The organism is Methylocapsa acidiphila B2 (genome assembly GCF_000427445.1).
Lineage (GTDB): Bacteria > Pseudomonadota > Alphaproteobacteria > Rhizobiales > Beijerinckiaceae > Methylocapsa > Methylocapsa acidiphila.
This window is the reverse complement of the sequence record NZ_KE386496.1, coordinates 2,192,889-2,211,660: the sequence shown is the minus strand read 5'-3', so window position 1 is coordinate 2,211,660 and position 18,772 is coordinate 2,192,889. Positions and strand designations below refer to the sequence as shown.

At 63.5% G+C, this 18,772-nt stretch carries 18 protein-coding genes; 7 read left to right on the top strand and 11 right to left on the bottom strand.

Annotated features, from left to right (window positions below):
* Nucleotides 1-26 precede the first annotated feature (26 nt).
* The 6 genes from METAC_RS0112760 (at nucleotide 27) to rnhA (ending at nucleotide 5,846) form a co-directional block, all read left to right on the top strand.
* Nucleotides 27-1,679, top strand: a complete 1,653-nt coding sequence (locus tag METAC_RS0112760; protein WP_026607335.1) for a leucyl aminopeptidase — start codon at nucleotides 27-29, stop codon at nucleotides 1,677-1,679.
* 44 nt (nucleotides 1,680-1,723) lie between these two features.
* Complete coding sequence (locus METAC_RS0112755) at nucleotides 1,724-2,191, top strand: DNA polymerase III subunit chi (RefSeq protein WP_026607334.1); 468 nt, start codon at nucleotides 1,724-1,726, stop codon at nucleotides 2,189-2,191.
* Between the two features lie 57 nt (nucleotides 2,192-2,248).
* Nucleotides 2,249-2,998: a class I SAM-dependent methyltransferase gene (locus METAC_RS0112750; RefSeq protein ID WP_245257476.1), complete on the top strand. Its 750-nt coding sequence runs from the start codon at nucleotides 2,249-2,251 to the stop codon at nucleotides 2,996-2,998.
* Between the two features lie 270 nt (nucleotides 2,999-3,268).
* A complete protein-coding gene (locus METAC_RS0112745; protein ID WP_156898209.1) occupies nucleotides 3,269-3,721 on the top strand; it encodes a hypothetical protein in 453 nt (150 codons plus the stop codon).
* 695 nt (nucleotides 3,722-4,416) lie between these two features.
* On the top strand, nucleotides 4,417-5,382 hold the full coding sequence (gene thrB / locus METAC_RS0112740; RefSeq protein ID WP_026607331.1) for a homoserine kinase: 966 nt from the start codon (nucleotides 4,417-4,419) through the stop codon (nucleotides 5,380-5,382).
* Nucleotides 5,379-5,846, top strand: coding sequence for a ribonuclease HI (gene rnhA / locus METAC_RS0112735; RefSeq protein WP_026607330.1), 468 nt, complete (start codon nucleotides 5,379-5,381; stop codon nucleotides 5,844-5,846). Before thrB ends, rnhA begins: the two co-directional genes overlap by 4 nt.
* 47 nt (nucleotides 5,847-5,893) lie before the next feature.
* Here the strand turns inward: rnhA and METAC_RS0112730 are convergent, their stop codons facing one another.
* On the bottom strand, nucleotides 5,894-6,379 hold the full coding sequence (locus METAC_RS0112730) for a peroxiredoxin (RefSeq protein ID WP_026607329.1): 486 nt from the start codon (nucleotides 6,377-6,379) through the stop codon (nucleotides 5,894-5,896).
* 87 nt (nucleotides 6,380-6,466) lie between these two features.
* Entirely contained in the window at nucleotides 6,467-7,348 is an 882-nt protein-coding gene (locus METAC_RS25235) for a protein-disulfide reductase DsbD domain-containing protein (protein WP_051335555.1), read from the bottom strand.
* Nucleotides 7,349-7,529: 181 nt separating this feature from the next.
* Between METAC_RS25235 and METAC_RS0112720 the strand changes: the two genes are divergently transcribed.
* Nucleotides 7,530-8,150, top strand: a complete 621-nt coding sequence (locus METAC_RS0112720) for a YqgE/AlgH family protein (protein WP_026607328.1) — start codon at nucleotides 7,530-7,532, stop codon at nucleotides 8,148-8,150.
* Between the two features lie 24 nt (nucleotides 8,151-8,174).
* Here the strand turns inward: METAC_RS0112720 and METAC_RS0112715 are convergent, their stop codons facing one another.
* The 9 genes from METAC_RS0112715 to METAC_RS0112675 form a co-directional block, all read right to left on the bottom strand.
* A complete protein-coding gene (locus METAC_RS0112715) occupies nucleotides 8,175-11,048 on the bottom strand; it encodes an EAL domain-containing protein (RefSeq protein ID WP_026607327.1) in 2,874 nt (957 codons plus the stop codon).
* Nucleotides 11,049-11,186: 138 nt separating this feature from the next.
* A complete protein-coding gene (locus tag METAC_RS0112710) occupies nucleotides 11,187-11,411 on the bottom strand; it encodes a hypothetical protein (RefSeq protein ID WP_156898208.1) in 225 nt (74 codons plus the stop codon).
* Nucleotides 11,412-11,586: 175 nt separating this feature from the next.
* Nucleotides 11,587-12,192, bottom strand: a complete 606-nt coding sequence (locus METAC_RS0112705) for a GNAT family N-acetyltransferase (RefSeq protein ID WP_026607325.1) — start codon at nucleotides 12,190-12,192, stop codon at nucleotides 11,587-11,589.
* Nucleotides 12,193-12,204: 12 nt separating this feature from the next.
* Nucleotides 12,205-13,470 (bottom strand): M16 family metallopeptidase, encoded by a 1,266-nt coding sequence (locus METAC_RS0112700; RefSeq protein WP_026607324.1) that lies wholly within the window; start codon nucleotides 13,468-13,470, stop codon nucleotides 12,205-12,207.
* Nucleotides 13,467-14,885 (bottom strand): threonine synthase, encoded by a 1,419-nt coding sequence (thrC, locus tag METAC_RS0112695; RefSeq protein ID WP_026607323.1) that lies wholly within the window; start codon nucleotides 14,883-14,885, stop codon nucleotides 13,467-13,469. The genes METAC_RS0112700 and thrC overlap by 4 nt, the downstream gene beginning before the upstream one ends.
* A 120-nt stretch (nucleotides 14,886-15,005) precedes the next feature.
* Nucleotides 15,006-15,737 carry an SURF1 family protein gene (locus tag METAC_RS0112690; RefSeq protein ID WP_026607322.1) on the bottom strand — a complete coding sequence of 244 codons (732 nt, stop codon included), beginning with the start codon at nucleotides 15,735-15,737 and terminating at the stop codon, nucleotides 15,006-15,008.
* Nucleotides 15,738-15,739: 2 nt separating this feature from the next.
* Complete coding sequence (locus tag METAC_RS0112685) at nucleotides 15,740-16,117, bottom strand: DUF983 domain-containing protein (RefSeq protein ID WP_026607321.1); 378 nt, start codon at nucleotides 16,115-16,117, stop codon at nucleotides 15,740-15,742.
* A gap of 291 nt (nucleotides 16,118-16,408) precedes the next feature.
* Nucleotides 16,409-17,326: a cupin-like domain-containing protein gene (locus METAC_RS0112680; RefSeq protein ID WP_198017213.1), complete on the bottom strand. Its 918-nt coding sequence runs from the start codon at nucleotides 17,324-17,326 to the stop codon at nucleotides 16,409-16,411.
* Nucleotides 17,327-17,539: 213 nt separating this feature from the next.
* Nucleotides 17,540-18,412, bottom strand: coding sequence for a cupin-like domain-containing protein (locus METAC_RS0112675; RefSeq protein ID WP_026607319.1), 873 nt, complete (start codon nucleotides 18,410-18,412; stop codon nucleotides 17,540-17,542).
* Nucleotides 18,413-18,772 lie beyond the last annotated feature (360 nt).

The following is an 18,772-nucleotide window of genomic DNA, read 5'->3' as shown; positions in this document are numbered from 1 at the left end:
TTCGAGAATTGGGCGTAGAGGAAGAAATGCCGGACTCCATCAAGATCGAATTCGTCGCGCTTGCGCCATTGAACGCCCAAACGCCCCTTCAGCCCACCAACAAGCGAGCGGCGGGAAAAGCCAAGGGGGCGCAAACGCTCGTCGTCTTCATGGGACCTGATTTCACCTTCGGCCCGGAGACCCTTCGCCTGATCGGCCCCGAAGGCGCAGCGTTGATCAAAAAGGCGGCGGCTGCCGTGAAGTTCAAGGGCAAGGCTTCTACGGCGCTCGACATCCTCGCGCCCTCCGGATTCGCGGCCGACCGGCTGCTCGTGATTGGAATCAGCGCTGGCCCGGCCGAGAAGAGCGGGGCGGCGAACTCGAAGGAAGCGAAAGAGGACATTGGTCAGAACAAAGGCGACGAGGAACCAGCGGCTTCAAACGGTCCTGATTATGCGGGCCTCGGCGGCTTCGTCCTCGGCCGGCTCGGCCGCGGTGCGAACGCCGTCATCGCCTTCGATCCGCCCCGTCGGCCCGCGGATCCTGCCGCGGCCGCGGCCGAGTTTCTCCTTGGCATGCAGCTCCGCGACTATCGGTTCGATACATATAAAACCAAGAAGAAGGACGAATCCGAGGACTATGGGCCCGGCGAGATTTTTGTCGCCGTGGAGGAGCCGGCAGCCGCGCGGCGCGAGGCCAAGGCGCGGGAGGCCGTGGCGGAAGGGGCGTTGATCGCGCGCGGGCTCGTCAACGAGCCCGCCAATGTGCTCTATCCGGTGGAATTCGCCAATCGTGCGAAAACTCTCGAGAAGCTCGGAGTCGAGGTCGAGATTTTCGACGAAGCCAAGTTGCGCGAGCTCGGCATGGGGGCCTTGCTCGGCGTCGGCCAAGGCTCGGCGCGGGAAAGCCGGGTCGTGATCATGCGCTGGCGCGGCGGAAAGCCGGCGCGGGAAAGCGCCAAGGCAAAGTCGCAACCGATCGCTTTTGTCGGCAAAGGGGTCTGCTTCGACACGGGCGGCATTTCGATCAAGCCGGCGGCCGGCATGGAGGATATGAAGGGCGATATGGCCGGCGCCGCCTGTGTGGTCGGGCTCATCCATGCGCTCGCCGCGCGCAAGGCGAAGGTCGACGTCGTGGGCGCGATTGGCCTCGTCGAAAATATGCCGGGCCCCGAGGCGCAGCGCCCCGGCGACATCGTGAAATCCATGTCCGGCCAGACGATCGAGGTCATCAACACCGACGCCGAAGGCCGGCTCGTGCTCGCCGACGTGCTTTGGCATGTGCAGGACAAGTTCAAGCCGAAATTCATCGTCGATCTCGCGACCCTCACCGGCGCCATTCTCGTCGCCCTTGGGCAGGAGCATGCGGGCCTTTTCACCAATGACGACGCCCTTGCAGAAAAACTGCTGGCCGCCGGCAAGGCGACCGGGGAAAAGCTCTGGCGCCTGCCGCTCGGTCCTGCCTATGACAAGATGATCGACTCCAAATTCGCCGACATGAAAAACACCGGCGGCCGCCACGCCGGCTCGATCACGGCGGCGCAATTCCTCCAGAGATTCGTCAACGGGACGCCCTGGGCCCATCTCGACATTGCTGGAACCGGGATGAATTCGCCTGCGAACGACATCAATCAAGGCTGGGCGTCGGGCTTCGGCGTCCGGCTTCTCGACCGGCTCGTCGCGGACAATTACGAAGGATGAGAAGGGGCTAGGCTCGCATCGTCGATCCTGGGACCACGGCGTCTATGACCGAGATCTGGTTCTATCATCTGCAAAGGCGGCCGCTAGAAAGCGTCCTCCCGAGCCTTATCGAGAAGTCCCTCGAGAAAGGTTGGCGGGTGGTCGTTCAGGCCCGGAGCGAGGAGAGGCTCGACGCGCTGGACCAGTGGCTTTGGACCTATGCGGACGCGAGCTTTCTTGCTCATGGCCGCGCCCGCGACGGCGACGCTGAGCTCCAGCCGATCTATCTATCGACTGGGCTCGAAAATCCGAACGGCGCCGAGGTCAGGCTCTTCATCGAGAGCGCGGACGTCGCGCCGGCTTTGGCCGAGTCCTTGGGCGCGCCCTACGCCCGCGTCATCCTTCTGTTCGACGGCAATGACGAGGACGAGCTCAAATCTGCCCGCGCGCAGTGGAAGGCGCTGAAGGACCAAGAATGCTCGGTGACTTATTGGCGGGAGGACGAGGCCGGCCGCTGGGAGAAGAAAGCCTGATCCCGCCCTCGCGCCCTCGCCTTCCTCTTGCTCGACGGCCGAAAGGACCGCGCAATCGTGGATGAAATCTCCTCTGATCCTGCGTCTCCCCAATTTGCGGCGCGCCGCGCGAAGGCGCGCGAGGAGCTCGACGCAATCGATCCCGCCAAAAATCCAGAATTGCTCAACGCTGCGCCGGCGGATCCTCTGCGCCGGGATTGGTTCGAGGCTGTATACCGCTTGGCGCAAAACGATCCGGCGCGCGTCCCCTGGGCCAATCTCGCGCCGCATCCTTTGACCAAGGCATGGGTTGGCGCCCAGGCGAAAGGCGTTTCCGGCCTCCGCGCGCTCGACGTTGGCTGTGGGCTCGGCGACAATGCCGAATGTCTCGCGGCGGCCGGGGCCAAGGTGACGGCCTTCGATCTCGTGCCGGCGGCTGTCGAGTGGGCGAGGACGCGGTTTCCGCGCACCGAGGTCGAATACCAGGGAGCCGATCTATTCGCGCTCCCCAATGCGTGGCGCGGCGCGTTCGACCTCGTTCACGAATGCTACACTTTGCAGGCGCTCTCCGCTCCGCTCCTGCCGCAGGCGCTCGCCGCCCTGGCGTCTCTGCTGACTCCGAATGGCAAGCTGCTTCTCATCGCCCGCGCGCGAGACGAAGATGCCGCGAGCGAAGGTCCGCCCTGGCCTTTGCCGCCGTCGATTTTTGCCGAGGCGAGGAGGCAGGGCCTGACCCCGCTCTCAATCGAGGATATTGCCGCAACGGCCGATGTCGGGCGCCGTCACTGGCGCGCTTTGTTTGGCCGCGCGGAGGGACGCGCGCTTTAGAATCTGCGGCTCGGGCGCGACAAGACGTTGATCTCGGCGATGCGCGCCCATAAAGGATGGCCTCGGAGATCATCTGAAGGTCCTGCGCGCCTTATTTTGAGGAACCATCTCGCATGAAATGGCGTCTCGAAGGACGAGGAGAGCGCTCAAGCTGAGGTCCTCCTGATTCGAGGCTCGGAGCATTTTCAAACGGCATCGCGGCCTCGCCCCGGCCGAAAAGCCTTCGGAACCTTCTGTCCTCGGCCAGAATTGCAGTCATGGGAGTTTGATATGCGAGCCCTAACGGCGTCTCTGGTTTCAATGGCGCTGATCGGCCTGAGCGGGTCCGGCGCGGCGCGTTCCGACCGTGGCGGCGGCATGCCGAAATTCAACGTCGCCCAATCCTGCCGGGAAGCCCAGGCGATCGGCGGCGACGATAAGAATCTCGCCTATAAGGGCTGCATGCAGGACGAGAAGGACGCGCAGGATCAGCTCGCGCAAAAGTGGTCGCATTTCAAGCCGGAGGATCGACGGAATTGCATCGAGCAGGGCGCTGCGCCCTTGCCGAGCTATGTGGAGATTTTGACCTGCCTGGAAATGTATGACAGCGCGAGCACGTTCAACAGGCCGCCTCAGCCCGTTGCGCCACCTTCCGCCTCTCCATCTTCCGGCTCGCCGCCGGCTTCAGCGCCCCCCGGGCCCGACCCTGCGCCATTGCCTGACGCCGGGGGGGCGAAGCTATAAATCATCGATTTGTCTTGGATCAATTCGTCTCGCCGCCGTCGTGCTTGAATAGCGCAAGCCTCAGGGCGGAGCGGAAGGGTTCGCATCGATTCGAGATCGGGCGGCGGTTCGCACAACTCCGCTCTGCGCAATTGGCCCAATAAACGAAAAAGCGAGGACGCTTCCGCATCCTCGCTTTCGCTCAGCTTTCGCCCTTGACCTATTTTTCGCCACGGCCATCCGGTTTGGAGGCGACGCCTTACGTCAGGCGCTCAAGCTCGAAATAGGCGTCCCTCCCAAGACTTGGCCGGCGGCGTCGGATCTAAGCCGACGCCTTGCATCTGTGCTTCGCACGACTAGCTTTAGCTCAAGGCTAGCGCGTTGTCACGCGTTATTGGTCAAGTTCTCCTCATAGATCGGGAGTTTTAGTACGAATTTCGTCGGGTGTGCTTCGGCGCGACTAACGTCGGAAGACGCACCGGTTGAGGCCAATTTCCGATCGCGCCGACTCCCATTCCAGACTTGGGTCGATAAGACCGAAGATCATCGGGATCGGGAAGGGGGTGATCGTTCCGCGGACTCGGTCGGGGACCCGTCGCCGGGTGGATCGTCGAGGCGCATTCTCAGACGTTTCCCTCTCGCCAAAAAATGCGATAGCAAGAGGCCGAATCAGCAGCGGAGACCTCGTCGGTCTCGTCTTTGACCGTCGGAGCGCCATGGCCGTCTACACTGAAGTCGTCGACGCGGATCTGGCGGCTTTCCTCGCGGATTATGAGCTCGGCCGCGTCCTCGCCCTCAAGGGAATCGCCGAGGGCGTCGAAAACTCCAATTTCCTTCTTCACGTCGAGGCCGGCTATTTCATTCTCACGCTTTATGAAAAGCGGGTCGATGAACGCAATTTGCCTTTCTTTCTCGGATTGATGGAGCATCTCGCGGCGCGGGGGCTGACCTGTCCGCAACCGGTTCGCAGCAGATCGGGCGTTGCGCTTGGGCGGCTCGCCGGGCGCCCAGCCGCGATCGTGACCTTTCTCGAGGGGCTCTCGCGGAGCCGGCCCGATGCGAAAGACTGCGCCGCACTCGGAGAGTCGCTCGCCAGGCTGCATCTGGCCGGCGCCGATTTCTCCGGTTTTCGGGCGAACGCGCTGGGCTTGAGCGCCTGGCCGGCGCTCTTTGAGCCGGTCCGCGCGCGCGCGGACGAGGGGCGGCCGGGCCTCGTTTCGCTTATTGATGGGGAGCTTGCTTTTCTCGAACGCAATTGGCCGAGAGACCTGCCTTCTGGACTCATCCACGCCGATCTTTTTCCCGACAATGTCCTGTTCATTGGAGATAAGATCTCTGGCCTGATCGACTTCTATTTCGCTTGCGTCGACGCTTTCGCCTATGACATCGCCATTTGCCTCAATGCTTGGTGTTTTGAGCCAGATGGCGCCTTCGAGATCGTCAAGGCGCGGAGCCTCATCGGCGCCTATGAGCGCATTCGCGCGCTGCGGTCGGATGAAGCCGAGGCTCTGCCCATTCTCGCGCGCGGGGCGGCTTTGCGCTTCGCGCTCACGCGTCTCGTGGATTGGCTGAACGTCCCGGCGGGCGCCTTGGTCCATCCCAAGGATCCCGGTGAATATATTCGAAAATTGGAGTTTCATCAGACGATCCGCTGCGGTCGCGAGCTCGGGCTCGCGCAATGAGCGCGGAAGTGACGATTTGGACCGACGGCGCCTGCTCGGGCAATCCCGGTCCGGGAGGGTGGGGCGCGATCCTCGCCTTCGGCGCGCATGAGAAAGAGCTTTTCGGCGGCGAGGCCGCGACGACGAATAATCGCATGGAGCTGACCGCCGCCATCGAGGCGCTCCAGGCGTTGACCCGTCCCTGCGCCGTGCATCTTTATACGGATTCGAACTATCTCAAGAGCGGCATCGGCGGCTGGATCCAATCCTGGAAGCGCAATGGCTGGCGCACGGCGGATCGAAAGCCGGTCAAGAATGTGGAGCTATGGCAAAGGCTCGACGCTGCGGCGACGCTGCACAAAATCGATTGGCGTTGGGTCAAGGGGCACGCGGGGGACGTGATGAACGAGCGCGCCGACGCGCTCGCGCGCAAAGGGATGGCGCCCTTTCTTGCGGCCAAGCGCGGCTCGGCTCGGCTCGGCTAAGCTACAGGATGATGGCGGCCGTCAGGGCCGACGGCGCCGCCGAAGTCTCATAACTGGGCGAGCAAAGCCTCGGCGCTCGAGACCTTCGCCTCCGAGGCCTTTGGCTCGACATTGAGCTTCGTGACGATCCCATCCTCCACGAGCATGGCGTAGCGCTGGGACCGCACCCCCAGGCCGTGCTCCGTAAGGTCGAGCGCAAGACCGAGCGCGCTCGCGAAATCGCCATTGCCGTCGGCCAGGAAGCTGATCTTGTCGCCCGCTTGCGCGTTTTTCGACCATGCGTCCATGACGAAGACGTCGTTGACGCTGACGACGGCGATCTCGTCGATCCCGCGGGCCTTAAAGGCCTCGGCTCGCTCGACAAATCCTGGCAGATGCGCCGCACTGCATGTCGGCGTGAACGCGCCGGGCACGCCGAAGAGCGCGACTTTGCGCCCCTTGAAAATCTCGTCGCTCGTGCGGAGACCTGGGCCTTGGGGCGTCATGACTGTAAAGGCGGCCTTGGGCAGGGCTTCGCCGGGTTTAATCGACATTGGTCAAGCTCCTTTTCGCGCCGGCCGTCGGCGCGCCGAAATCTGGGACGGACGCGGCTCGTCGCCGTCGTCACCTTGATAAAGGCCTCAAGGCATGGCTGCGTCGGCGGCGAGCTCGATCTGAAATTCGTAGCTTTGTCGCGGCTCGGTCAAGGTGAGCACCACCGGGGCCGCAGCGGCGCCGTCGATCTTCGGCCGCTCGATTTCGACGATCGTGAATTCGCCCGGCCTATCGCCTTTTTTGGACTCGAAATACCATCCCTCGGGCGCTTCGACGAAGAGATCTTGCGGGTCCGCGTCCGACGCAGTGACGCGCCAGCTCGGCGGGGTCGCGCCGGCGATTTTTTCAATCGAAACCTTCTTGTCTTGATCGCCGGCGGCGAGGGAGATCGGCGCACGGGCCTCGGCCGCAGCGAGAATGGATTCGATCGCGGGCTCTCCCATCGCTTTCCCGGTGTCGAGCGTTGCGCGGATCGGCGGCGGCGCCGCGGCTAGGAGCGGCGGCAAAGCGAGGTTGGTCTCGGCTTTCGCGGGCAAGCAAAGCCGGTCGCAGACGGCGTAGCGCAAGCTCAAGGCCAAGACCGTGGGGCGGGAGGAGTCCTTCGGCGTGACATGAATGGGAAAGGCGACCTCGCCGCGATAGCCGAAAACGTCCGTTCCAGATTCGTCGATGCGCGTCGGCGCGGGATAGAGAACCTTGACCTCGTCGACATTCTCCGAGCCCTCGAAGGAAAAAACCGGGGGAACGCCGGCGCCGCCGGGGAAGCGCCAATAGGTGAGCGCCCCGGGATCGAGCCGGATCTCGACGCCGGTTTCGTAATAGGCTTCGGCCGGGCCATTGACGGCGGCGATCAGCCGCACGGCGGATTTCTGAGACGATACCCAATTGGTTGCATAGGGCGCGGCATGCGCCCCGAGCGGCAGGCTCGCCAAGGCCAAAACCGCGAGGCTGAGGCTCCCGCCTCTCATTTTCGGTCTAGGGCTGAAATGGAAGATTATTTGCATGAAAAAAGGCCGATACCGCTGAAGCCTTCGAGGCCGCCAAGTCAAATTATTGTGCATGGGCCAGGGCATCCTCATCTTGCGCGGCGACAGGGCATTGCGAGAACATAGTCCGGGCGATCGGGTTTCCAAAGAGTGAGACGAAGAAATGGGATCATTCAAGCCTCCTGAAGGCGCAAGGCGTGACGGCGGCGGCTTTCTCGACGGGCAATTGCTCGTCGCCATGCCCGGCATGCAAGACAATCGCTTCGCCCGCTCGGTGATTTATCTCTGCGCGCATTCCGAGGAAGGGGCGATGGGCATTATCGTCAATCGCCCGGCCCGAAAGGTGAATTTTCCCGAGCTTTTGGTTCAACTCGAGGTGATCCGCCCGGAGGAGGCCATTCGCTTGCCGGCGCAAGCCGGCACCGTCCAGGTTTTGAATGGCGGGCCGGTCGAAACCGGCCGCGGCTTCGTCCTTCATTCCAATGATTTTTTCATCGATAATTCGACCTTGTCGATCGACAGCGGGGTCTCCCTGACCGCGACCATCGATATTTTGCGCGCGATCGCCCGCGGCGCCGGCCCCGACCAAGCCATCCTCGCCTTGGGCTACGCTGGCTGGTCGGCGGGCCAGCTCGAGGCGGAATTGCAGGATAACGGCTGGCTCAATTGCCCCGCTGATCCGGCGTTGATCTTCGATCAGGCGGTCGGTTCGAAATATGAACGGGCGCTGCAAAAAGTCGGGATCGACCTCGGCCGGCTTGCGTCTGATTTCGGACGCGCCTGAACGCGCGTTTGCGGTGGTTCGTCGTCAGGCGGCGATCGTCGCTGCGCCGACCAGCTTTCGCGCGTCGATCGCGCTGAGCGGCTGACCGAAGGCGAAGCCCTCCGCGTATTCGCAGCCGAGCTGATAGAGTTCGATTGCGTCGGACTCGGACTCGGCGCCCTTCGCGACGACCTCCATGCCGAGATCATGCGCCAAGGCGACCAGCGAGCGCAAAATCACAGGCCGGGCGCCGGTTCGGCTATGGCGCACGAAGGACCGGTCGATCTTGATCGCATCGAACGGAAATCGCTGTAGATAGGCCAGGGACGAATATCCCGCCCCAAAATCATCGAGCCAGAGTCCGGCGCCGAGCTCGCGCAGGCGAGTCAGAATCTGCGCCGCGAATTCCGGGTTTTCCATCACCAGGCTTTCGGTGAACTCGAGCTTGAGGCTCGCATGGGCGACGCCGGCGCGCGATAGCGCCGCCTTGACGTCATGCAAGAGATCGTGGCGCAGCAAATGCCGCGAAGAAATATTGACGCTGGCGAAAATCGGCGGATCGACGTCGAGCGCCCGTTGCCAAGCAGAAAGCTCACGCGCGGCGCGCTCCAGCGCGAAGACGCCGAGATCGACGATCGCACCCGATTCCTCGGCGATCTGGCGGAATTCGTTCGATGCGAGCCGCCCGAGGCGCGGATGGTCCCAGCGCGGCAGCGCCTCGAAACCGGCGACGGTGCGATCTTCGAGCCGCACGATCGGCTGGAAGAACATCTTGATCTCGTTGCGGTCGAGCGCCCGGCGCAGGTCGGCCGCGAGGCCGAAGCGATCGGTGCGCAGCGTCCGCATCGACGCCCGAAAGACTTCGATGCGGTTTCCGCCCAAGCGCTTGCCGTGACGCATCGCGATCTCGGCGTCCTTGAGCATGTCCTCGTTTTTGGCGTGCAGTTGCGGATCGTAGAGCGAGAGGCCGATCGAGGCCGTCATGGGAATTTCGCGGTCGCCAAAGGTCACCGGGGTCGAGGCGACCCGCCGCACGACATTCGCGAGCGCAGTAATCTGTTCGGTCTCGGATTCCGAGATGATCACGGCCGCGAATTCATCAGCGGAGAGTCGCGCCAGCGTGTCCTGCGGCTTCAGGATGCGGCTGAGGCGGCGGGCGAGGGTCAGAAGGATCGAGTCGCCGGCGGAAAGCCCGACGGCTTCATTGACCTGCTTGAAACGGTCGACGTCGATGCTGACCACTGTCGGGCGAATGCCGGCGTCGGTCTGCGCCAAGGTCAAAGCCGCCTCGAGCCTGTCGAGGAACAGCTCGCGGTTCGGCAGTCCGGTCAGATTGTCGTGGACGGCGTCGTGTAGAAGTCGCTCCTCCGACGTCTTGGCTTCGGTCACGTCGCTCAGGGAGCCGACGATGCGGATCACCTCATTGTCCGTGCTCACGACGGGCCGCGCCTTCAATCGAAACCAGACATGTTGTCCGTCCGCCGCGCGGAGGCGAAAATCCTGATTGATGCGTCCGCGCCTCTGCTCGAGCATCGTGTCGAGGCAGGCGCGGAAGCGCTCGCGCTCGAGCGGGTGCAGCACGTCGAGCCAGGCGGCGGCCGGACCTTCCAGCGCGCCCGCCGGGAGGCCAAGCTGGGTCTCGACTTCCGGGCTGACGAAGACGCGGTCGGCCGCGACGTCCCAATCGAAGATGATGTCGCCGCTTCCGGTCAAGGCGAGCGCCTTGCGGTCCGTGTCGGAGACGACGGCCTGACCGAGTCCGCCGCCCACGAAGGCGTTCTGCATGATCGTGAAGCCGATGAGCATGACGATCAACACGAGGCCGCCGATCAGCGCCGGCGAGACGAGGTCATTTGTGAGCGCGCCGGTGACGGCGAAAGCCGCGCCGATGATCCAGACGAGGAGCAGGAACCAAGCCGGGATCAGCATGACCGCGCGGTCATAGCCGTGAATGGCGAGATAGAGGATCAGGACGAAACCGACCGCGGCGATGGTCGCCAATGAGATGCGCGCGACGCCGGCGGCGACCGGAGCGTCATAGACGGCGAGGCCGACGAGCGCGGCGAGGAAGATCAGCCATGCCGCCGCGACATGCGAGGCCCGCACATGCCAGCGGCTGAGATTCAGGTAAGCGAACAGGAAGACGACGAGCGTGGCGGCGAGAATGGCCTCGGCGCCAGCGCGCCAGATCCGATCCGATTGCCCCTCGATGCCGAAGAGCTTTCCCCAAAAGCCGAAGTCGATGCAGACATAGGCGAGCACGGTCCAGGCGAGCGCCGCGGCGGCGGGGAAGATCACCGCGCCCCTGACCACGAAGACGATGGTGAGAAAGAGGGCGAGAAGTCCGGCGACGCCGATGACGATGCCCTTGTAGAGGGCGAGGCTCGTGATCTTGTCCTTGTAGGCGTCGGGCTCCCAGAGATAGAGCTGCGGCAGGTTCGGCGTTCGCAATTCGCCGACATAGGTGACGGTCGTGCCGGGATCGAGCGTAAGGCGGAAGACGTCGGCGTCCGCGCTTTCCTCGCGCTCGGGAGGAAAGCCCTGGCTCGCGGTGATCGCCGAAATGCGCGAGGCGCCGAGGTCGGGCCAGATGACGCCCGAGCCGACGAGCCGGAAATGCGGCGCGACGATCAATCTCTCGATCTGCTCGCTGGTGTCGTTGGTGAGCGCGAAAACGATCCAGCTCGGCCGTGTTCCCTCTTCGCGCGCGCGGACCTCGATGCGCCGGACGATGCCGTCCGAGCCGGGCGCAGTCGAGACCAGAAGCCGGTCGCCTTCAGAGTGATAGCCGTCGATCATCTTGGTTAGGTCGATCGCTTGCGCGTCGAGGGGCACCCGCACCGATTCGACCGCCTGCGCCGGGATGAGACCGGCGACTAGAACCGCGAGCGCGGTCAGAATGCGGATGTGATGCAGTATGCCCGACAATAACGACCTGTCTGTCTCAGGGGCGGAACGCCCGCACGCCGGCGTCGCGCCAGATGCTGACCGGCAATACCCCTGAAAACAAGGTATTCTTGTCATTTGCGAGGCGCCTGGAACGGAGCCGTGCGCCGCTTAGTGCCCGAATTTGGCCTGGACCGCATGCTTCATCTCTCGTGCGGCGTCGATCGCGAGTTTCTTTTGATGCTCGGTCAAGCCTGAATGCGCTGAGAGCAGAGCCTTGAGCTTCGGCATCTCGACGAGCTTCGCTTCAGGAATTTCACAGACAAAAGCGCTGATCGCCGCGCAAACCGCAATCAGTTCGTCGATCTTTTCTTCAACCGGTTTCAGGTCGGACATTGCCGTCTCCACTTCGCAGTTTTCGCCGGCCCTTCCTGCGGCGCGACGAGCGCCGGTCGTCCATGCAAGAAAGATCGCAGCCTAATAAATAGAACGGGGGGCGGGTCCGATCAATTCATGCGCCGCCTGTCGGTTCGGCGTCGCCCTGCGCAGCCGAACCGCGCCGCGAAGGGGCCTACTCGCGCCGGACCAGGGGTGGCGGCGGCGGATCGGTTTCGAGCAGGGCGTAGAGCAGATGGTCCTGCCAGGCGCCGTTGATCCGCAAATAGGCGCGCGCATAACCCTCCCGCTGGAAACCGGCTCGCTCCAGGAGCCGGGTGGACGCTACATTATGCGGCAGGCATGACGCTTCGATCCGGTGTAGCCGGAGCGCGCCGAAGGCGAAGCCGATCACCGCCCGAACCGCGCGAGACATGTAACCCTTGCCGGCATGGGGCGCGCCGATCCAATAGCCGAGCGTCGCCGCTTGAACCACGCCGCGCTTGACCTGGCCGAGCGTCAGGCCGCCCAACAGGCTTTCATCGTCCCGAAAGACTAGGAAGGGATAGGCTTCGTCGTTTTCGATTTCCTGCTGGTGGCGGCGCAGCCTGCGCCGAAACGAGGCGCGCGTCAGGTCGTCGCCCGGCCAGGTCGGCTCCCAAGGCGTCAGAAAAGCGCGGCTTCGCTCGCGCAAGCCGGCCCAGGCGTCGAAGTCCCGCATCTCCGGCGGGCGCAGAAAAACGCCCTCGCCGCGGACGAAGGTCGCGCTTTCGCTCGGGGGGCTCAGTCGGAAAAGTGCCATTGAGCCGCTCCTTCACAGACCTCGCAGCCGCTCGGCGATGCGGTCGGGACCGAAGACCTTGGCGACGGGCCCGACCGCGGCGACGGTCGGCGCGGAACTGAGGGTGCGCGCGCCGGCGGCGCGGATCTGGGCCAGTTCGAGCGCGTCGATCCGGGAGATGATTTCCTCGCGGGTGAGGATGCGATCGAAGGCCATCAGCTGCCGCGCGATCTGCTCCGCCCGGGCTGCCGGCGATTCGAGCGCGGCGAGAAGGGAGAGCTTCATCTGCGCCTTGGCGCGCCGGATCTCGCCTTCGCCGAGGCTTTGCGCCGCCTCTCCAAGGCAATCGAGCGCGACCGGCATGAGTTCGCCGACGTCCTTTCGGCCGGTCGCGGCGTAAAAGCCGAATAGGCCTACGTCCGAATAGCCCCAATGAAAGGCATGGATCGAATAGGCGAGGCCGCGGGCTTCGCGCACCTCCTGAAACAGGCGCGAGGACATGCCGCCGCCGACCGCGTTGGAGAAGATCTGCAGGGCGTAGAAATCCTCGTGATGATAGGGAAGGCCCTCGAATCCAACGACGATATGGGCCTGCTCAAGCCGCCGCTTGAGCCGAATGTCGCCGCCTCGATAACGCGCCGGCGGGCTTTCCGAGGCAGGAGGTTCGGCGGGAAGCCCCGCGAAGCGCTTTTCCGCTTCATCAACGATGCGGTTGTGCTCGACGGCGCCGGCCGCGCCGACGACGATCGCGCTGCTGAAATAGTGGGAGCCGAGATAGGCGCCGATCGCCTCTCGGCCGAACCCAGTCACTTGCGTCGGCGTGCCGAGAATTGGTCGGCCGATCGGCTGATCGGGAAAGGCCGAGGCGCTGAAAATATCGAAGACGAGATCGTCCGGCGTGTCCTCTACCGCGCCGATCTCTTGCAGGATGACGCTTTTCTCGCGTTCGAGCTCGGCTGCATCGAAGGTGCTCTCGGTGAGGATATCGGCCAGAATGTCGAGCGCGAGCGGCGCGTCCTCGGCGAGGACATGGGCGTAATAGGCCGTGTGCTCCGTGCTCGTCGCCGCGTTCAGGTCGCCGCCTGCGGCCTCGATCTCCTCGGCGATCGCCCGCGCCGAGCGTCGCTTCGTGCCTTTGAAAGCCATATGTTCGAGAAGATGGGAGAGGCCGTGCTCGTGCGGCCCTTCATGCCGCGAGCCGGCGCCGACCCAGGCGCCCAAGGAGGCTGTCTCGAGATGGGCCATGCGATCGGTGACGATTCTGAGGCCTGAGGGCAGGGTGGTGATCTCGACGCTCATGACGCAGCCCGGCTCGATTCGCGTCTGGCGCGGGCGCGAATGAAGCGCTCGACCTCGCTCTGATCGTTTGCAACGACCGAAAAGCGCTCGTCCCTTTCGAGAAGATCGGAAAGATGGGCGGGCAGGCCGGGCCTTGCGCCGGTCGCCCGCTCGATCGCGTCGGGGAATTTGGCCGGATGCGCCGTAGCGAGAACGATATGCGGGATCAACGGGTCGCGCGGCTGCGCAAGGCGCGCGGCGCGAAGGCCGACGGCCGTATGCGGATCGACAAGATAGCCGGACCCGCGCCACGTATTCCCGATCTCTTGAGTCGTCTCGGCTTCGCCCGTGCTGAAGGCGTCGAATTCGCTTCGGATGGCCGCGAGCGGGCCTCGGTCGATCGAAAAGGCGCCCGACTGAAGCAGAGAGGCCATCTTGCCGCGAACCGCGCGCGGGTCGCGTCCATAGGCCTCGAAGAGAAGCCGCTCGAAATTCGACGACACCTGGATGTCCATCGACGGCGATTGCGTCGCTTGGACTTCGCCCAGCGCATAGCTCGCGCTCGCCAGGGCGCGGGGCAGAATATCGTTGGCGTTGGCCGCGATGATCAGCCGGTCGATCGGAAGACCCATCCGCTTGGCGATCCAGCCGGCGAAAATATCGCCGAAATTTCCGGTCGGCGTGGCGAAGGACACTGGGCGCAAGGGGCCGCCGAGCACGGCGGCGCTCGTGAAATAATAGACCGTCTGGGCGACGATGCGCGCCCAATTGATCGAATTGACGCCGCAGAGGCCGAACTCGTCGCGAAAAGCTCTGTGATTGAACATCGCCTTCACGCGGGCTTGCGCGTCGTCGAAATTGCCTTCGAGCGCGATCGCATGGACATTGTCGGCCGCGACGGTCGTCATTTGCCGGCGCTGAACGTCGGACACCCGTCCGTGCGGATAGAGAATGAACACATCCACCTGATCGAGTCCGCGAAAGGCCTCGATGGCGGCGGCGCCCGTATCGCCGGAGGTGGCGCCGACGATCGTCGCCCGCTGCCCGCGCGCCTTCAGCGCATGATCGATCAGGCGCGCGAGGAGCTGCATCGCGACGTCCTTGAAGGCGAGCGTCGGACCGTGGAACAGCTCGAGCGCGAAAAGATTGCTATCGATCTGGGCGAGCGGCGCGACCGCGGGATGGCGAAAGCCCGCATAGGCCTCTTCGATCATTCTCCGTAGCGCGCCGGTCTCGATCTCGCCGGCGACGAATGGCGAGATCACCGCCAAGGCGACGTCCGCATAGGGTTTGCCCGCGAAACCGGCGATCTCATCCGCGCCGAGGCTCGGATAGGTCTCGGGCAAATAGAGCCCGCCGTCCTGCGCGAGGCCAGCCAGAAGCGTTTCGGTGAAGGAGAGGGGCGGCGCTTCGCCGCGCGTCGAAATATATCTCACGTGATGAATCTTGAACCTGGTGTCAGCAAGAGCCTCGTCCCCTTTAGCACGAAGCGCGTCGTCTGACAGCGCCACGCGCGCCGGACCGCCCCGCCGCTCGCGCGCGAAGCCCGCCCGATCTCATGCCCGGGAGCGGAATTCGCTCCAGGCATAGGCCCCGAAGACCCCGGCAAGGCTTAATCCGAGGCCGAACCAGGTCAAGGCGTAGGACAGATGATTGTTTGGGATGGCGAGTTCGGTCGCGCCGCCCTTCGGCCAGCCGCCGGGGACCGGCGCGTCGTCGGCGTCGATGCTGAACGGCGCGGCTGGCGCGAGCGCGAAATGGGCGGCGATCAAGCCTGGATCGCGGGTGAAATAACTCCCGCTGGCCGGATCGTCGCGGGGCGTGAAGAAATTGCGCGGCTCGGGCCGGCGCATCAAGCCTGTGACGCGCGTCTCGCCCTCGATGTTTCCAGCGCTTCGCGTCTCCGCATTCTTTCGGTCGAGAGGGACAAAGCCGCGATTGACGAGAACATAGGCCCCGGACCGCAGCCGCAGCGGCGCGAGGACGAGATAGCCAGGCTCCCGCCGCGGCCCGCCGGAGGCCCGGAAGACCAGCGCCTCCTTGTCATTTTCGTAGCGGCCGCTGAGCCAGACATGGCGATATTCATAATCGTCGGGCCGAAGATCTCCCCATTCGGCTTGCGGCGGGAGCGGCTCTGGCGCCGCTTCGGCGCGCGCCTCGATCTGGGCGATCACGCCGGTTTTCCAGGCGAGCCTCTGAAGCTGCCAGACGCCTAAGCCGGCAAGGATGGCCTCGGCCGCGACGACGAGCGCCAAGAGCCAGAACAGGCCTGCGCGAGGACGACGCATTTTCAGTTTTCGAGCCGGCCTTCTTCCGCCTCATTGCGATATTGCATGGCGATGAGCAGCCCTTTTGTCGGGCGCAGGAGGCCGATGCAAACGATAAGCGTCATAGGCAGGAAGATGACGAGATGAACCCAGATCGGCGGCTCATAGCGCAACTCGGCCCAAAGCGCGAGGCCGAGCACGGCCAAGCCGGCGATGAGCGTGACGAAGACCGCCGGACCGTCGCCGGTGTCGATAAATTTGAAATCAAGCCCGCATTTGTTGCAAGCCGGTGCAACGTCGAGCAACCCTTTGAACAGCTTGCCGCGGCCGCATCGCGGGCAGGAGCCGGTCATGCCCTTGATCGTGGCGGACCAAAGGGAGGAAGCTTCGTCGTTGGCCATGGGGGCTCGCATTCCGTTGAAGGGCGCGGGAGGCGGCCCGCGGAGGAAATCCATTGCTTCCGGCTTTTAGAGCGGAACGAGACGGCGCGGCAACCGGCATTCCTGATGCGTGCAGCGGCCTCCTGTCGCGGGCGCCGCCGGCGGCTGTTCCGAGCCGGATCGGAAATCCCGTCGCCAGCGAACGGGCTTATGGGCTGTCAACGGCGTCCAAAAGCCCGTTCGGCTCGAGCGGATGAGGCCATTCGCTCGATAAGGCTTCACCCGCTGCTCTCGCGCGCCTCAGGCGTTGGCCTACGCCTCCAGCCGGGTTTGCGCGGGGACAATGCCGAGCTCGTCGGCGCCGGCGAAGGGACCACGGGCCTCCTTGGCGCGGCCGAGCGCGGAAAGATAGGTGGCGAGCGCCGTCCCCACAAGCGGCAGGCGCGCCAGCGACGAGGACTCGCGAAGATCCTGGATCACGGCCGCCCAATTCGAGGCGTTGGCGAAATTGACGCCGACGGCGATCGAGGCCGACAGCAGCCGAGTCGTGTGCCACCAGCCGCTCGGCAGGAAAACGATCTCGCCGGGCTCCTGCACAAAGGAAATCGGCGTCGCGCGGTCGAACAGAGGGAAGCGCTCGCGATCGACCGAATCGAGATCCTTGATCGCGGCCATCGGGCCTTTCGCGTAAAGCCAAGGCGCGTCTTCGGGCGGAAAGACCGTGAACGCCTTGCGCCCGTAAATTTGGCAGAGCACGGTGTGGGCGTGGATATAGTCGTAATGGATCTCGCCGAGCTTCGTCCCCTCGCCGCCGATGAAAAGCTCAATCTGCGCGGAATTGAACAGATTCTTGACCTTCGAGACCAAATAGTCGCCCGGCAGCCAATTCGGAAAGGAATATTCGCAGAAGGGCTCGATGTCGTTCATCAGTTTGCGGCCGCCGAGATCTTTGACGACGACATCCTTGAGATAAGGCGATGGATGCGCCGGGCTCGAGTCGAGCACGCGGTCGATGAACGCGCCGAGCGTGCTCTCTTCGCCTTCGACCGTCACCGACGCCGCGCCATATTCCCGTTTGAAAAATTCCGGCGACCATTTGGAGAGCGCCGGCCAATTCTCCATGCAGCCGGTCAGGATGACCGGCCTGTTGGGTATTAGATAGTCGCGCTCGAATTCGGCGTAGGGGAGGTTGCGCCGCCGCGCTATCGCCAAGGTTTCAGTCGTCTCCATAAAATTCTCCTCGCTGGCAATAGATTTGCGCCCGAATTGGTCGGCGGCGCGCTGAAGCGCCGAAACGACCATGGCTGAATTCAAGACTTGGGGGACGGACCCCGGCTGGTCCGGCCCGATCATAGCGTAGTCGTGACATTCGCGCCAAGCCCGGGCTGACGTCTCAGGCGCCGCGGTTCATCCCTTCCACGCTGGCAAAATGCCGCGTGCGGCTCAGCAGCGCACTAGATTTTTGACCGCCCGCAGGCCGCTGATCGCCGCCGATTTTGGCCGGTCGAAGAGGCGCGAGCGGCCCGGGGGCCGAGGCGAAAGACCAGCCTTCCGCAGATAGTAATTCGCTTGATAGACGTTGGCGTATTTCCAGCGCGGATATTCGAAGTCGAGCGCGATCGACACCGAGACGGCGTCATGGTTTTGCACCCAATGCCCAGCGTGCATGGGAATGTGGACGCCCTCGCCGGGCGAAAGATCGAATCGCCGCGCCGTCGCTTCGGCATGAGGCTTGAAATTGCCGGCGGTCAGGACCTGCCCCGCGTAGAAGCGCTCAATCTCGTCTTCCGTCGTCGCGTCGCGGTCGAGCGGATCGCAAATCCAGATCGTCTTGGAGCCCTGGATCTGCATGAGGAAGTTCGTTTCCTCGTCGAAATGGTAGGGGGTCTTGCGCCGCGGGGAGGAGATGAAGACCTGGAAATCGGGATTGCTCAACAGTTTGGCGTCGTCCGGATCGGCGATGGATTTCCGAAAAAACTCGCCGAACTCGTCTTGGAGAGCCTTGTAACGAGGATCGGCTTCGAGGTGGTGCAGGACGATCCACGCGCCGACGGTTTCGATCTGGTCGAAGATTTGCGCGACGGTCAAATTGGGCGTCGGCTTTGCGCCCCATTTATCGGTGAAGGCAAGATCGCCAGCGTCGAAATAAAACCCGTCCTTGCGCTTGCTCCCCGCCTCGGCTTGAGCGGCGAGGGCGTCCAGCGAAAGCAATGGATGGCCGGCGAGCGCATGGCCGATCCGAAACGGCCGCCTGTTCAACGCCCCGCGGCACTGCTCCGCGGGTTCTTCGTCTCTAAAAAAAAGTTCGTCTCGCATGCGAGGGACCCTTTGCTGAGGCTTTTCACATTATAGCATATGAACAGCTTTATCTTGAGCGAGATTTTGCACGGCGAGATCACGTCGGCGAACGCCGCTCCGAAGCGGGGTGCTTGACCCGGCGGCCATCCAGCGCGGCGTTATTTCCTCTCCTTCAAGATGCGGAGGATGCGTGGAAAATCGCCGTCCTGAATAGCTTAAGTGGCGCGGTCAAAATAAGCTTATTTTGAAATACTTATATAAATAAGATATTCGTCGTATTATATATAAAAATTAATCATATAGTGGCCACTGATTTACAAAAATATGCTTTTTATAAATTTGCAATTTACGGTTGCTTATAAATAGTAAGACCAATTT

Bases quoted from the DNA above. Each gene is read 5' to 3' on its own strand.
- METAC_RS0112705 (WP_026607325.1), bottom strand. From the start codon at position 12,192: ATGGCACTTTTCCGACTGAGCCCCCCGAGCGAAAGCGCGACCTTCGTC.
- METAC_RS0112730 (WP_026607329.1), bottom strand. From the start codon at position 6,379: ATGTCGATTAAACCCGGCGAAGCCCTGCCCAAGGCCGCCTTTACAGTC.
- thrB (WP_026607331.1), top strand. From the start codon at position 4,417: ATGGCCGTCTACACTGAAGTCGTCGACGCGGATCTGGCGGCTTTCCTC.
- METAC_RS0112710 (WP_156898208.1), bottom strand. From the start codon at position 11,411: ATGTCCGACCTGAAACCGGTTGAAGAAAAGATCGACGAACTGATTGCG.
- METAC_RS0112760 (WP_026607335.1), top strand. From the start codon at position 27: ATGCCGGACTCCATCAAGATCGAATTCGTCGCGCTTGCGCCATTGAAC.
- METAC_RS0112680 (WP_198017213.1), bottom strand. From the start codon at position 17,326: ATGGAGACGACTGAAACCTTGGCGATAGCGCGGCGGCGCAACCTCCCC.
- METAC_RS0112685 (WP_026607321.1), bottom strand. From the start codon at position 16,117: ATGGCCAACGACGAAGCTTCCTCCCTTTGGTCCGCCACGATCAAGGGC.
- METAC_RS0112755 (WP_026607334.1), top strand. From the start codon at position 1,724: ATGACCGAGATCTGGTTCTATCATCTGCAAAGGCGGCCGCTAGAAAGC.
- METAC_RS0112745 (WP_156898209.1), top strand. From the start codon at position 3,269: ATGCGAGCCCTAACGGCGTCTCTGGTTTCAATGGCGCTGATCGGCCTG.
- METAC_RS0112675 (WP_026607319.1), bottom strand. From the start codon at position 18,412: ATGCGAGACGAACTTTTTTTTAGAGACGAAGAACCCGCGGAGCAGTGC.
- METAC_RS0112690 (WP_026607322.1), bottom strand. From the start codon at position 15,737: ATGCGTCGTCCTCGCGCAGGCCTGTTCTGGCTCTTGGCGCTCGTCGTC.
- METAC_RS25235 (WP_051335555.1), bottom strand. From the start codon at position 7,348: ATGAGAGGCGGGAGCCTCAGCCTCGCGGTTTTGGCCTTGGCGAGCCTG.
- METAC_RS0112720 (WP_026607328.1), top strand. From the start codon at position 7,530: ATGGGATCATTCAAGCCTCCTGAAGGCGCAAGGCGTGACGGCGGCGGC.
- rnhA (WP_026607330.1), top strand. From the start codon at position 5,379: ATGAGCGCGGAAGTGACGATTTGGACCGACGGCGCCTGCTCGGGCAAT.
- METAC_RS0112700 (WP_026607324.1), bottom strand. From the start codon at position 13,470: ATGAGCGTCGAGATCACCACCCTGCCCTCAGGCCTCAGAATCGTCACC.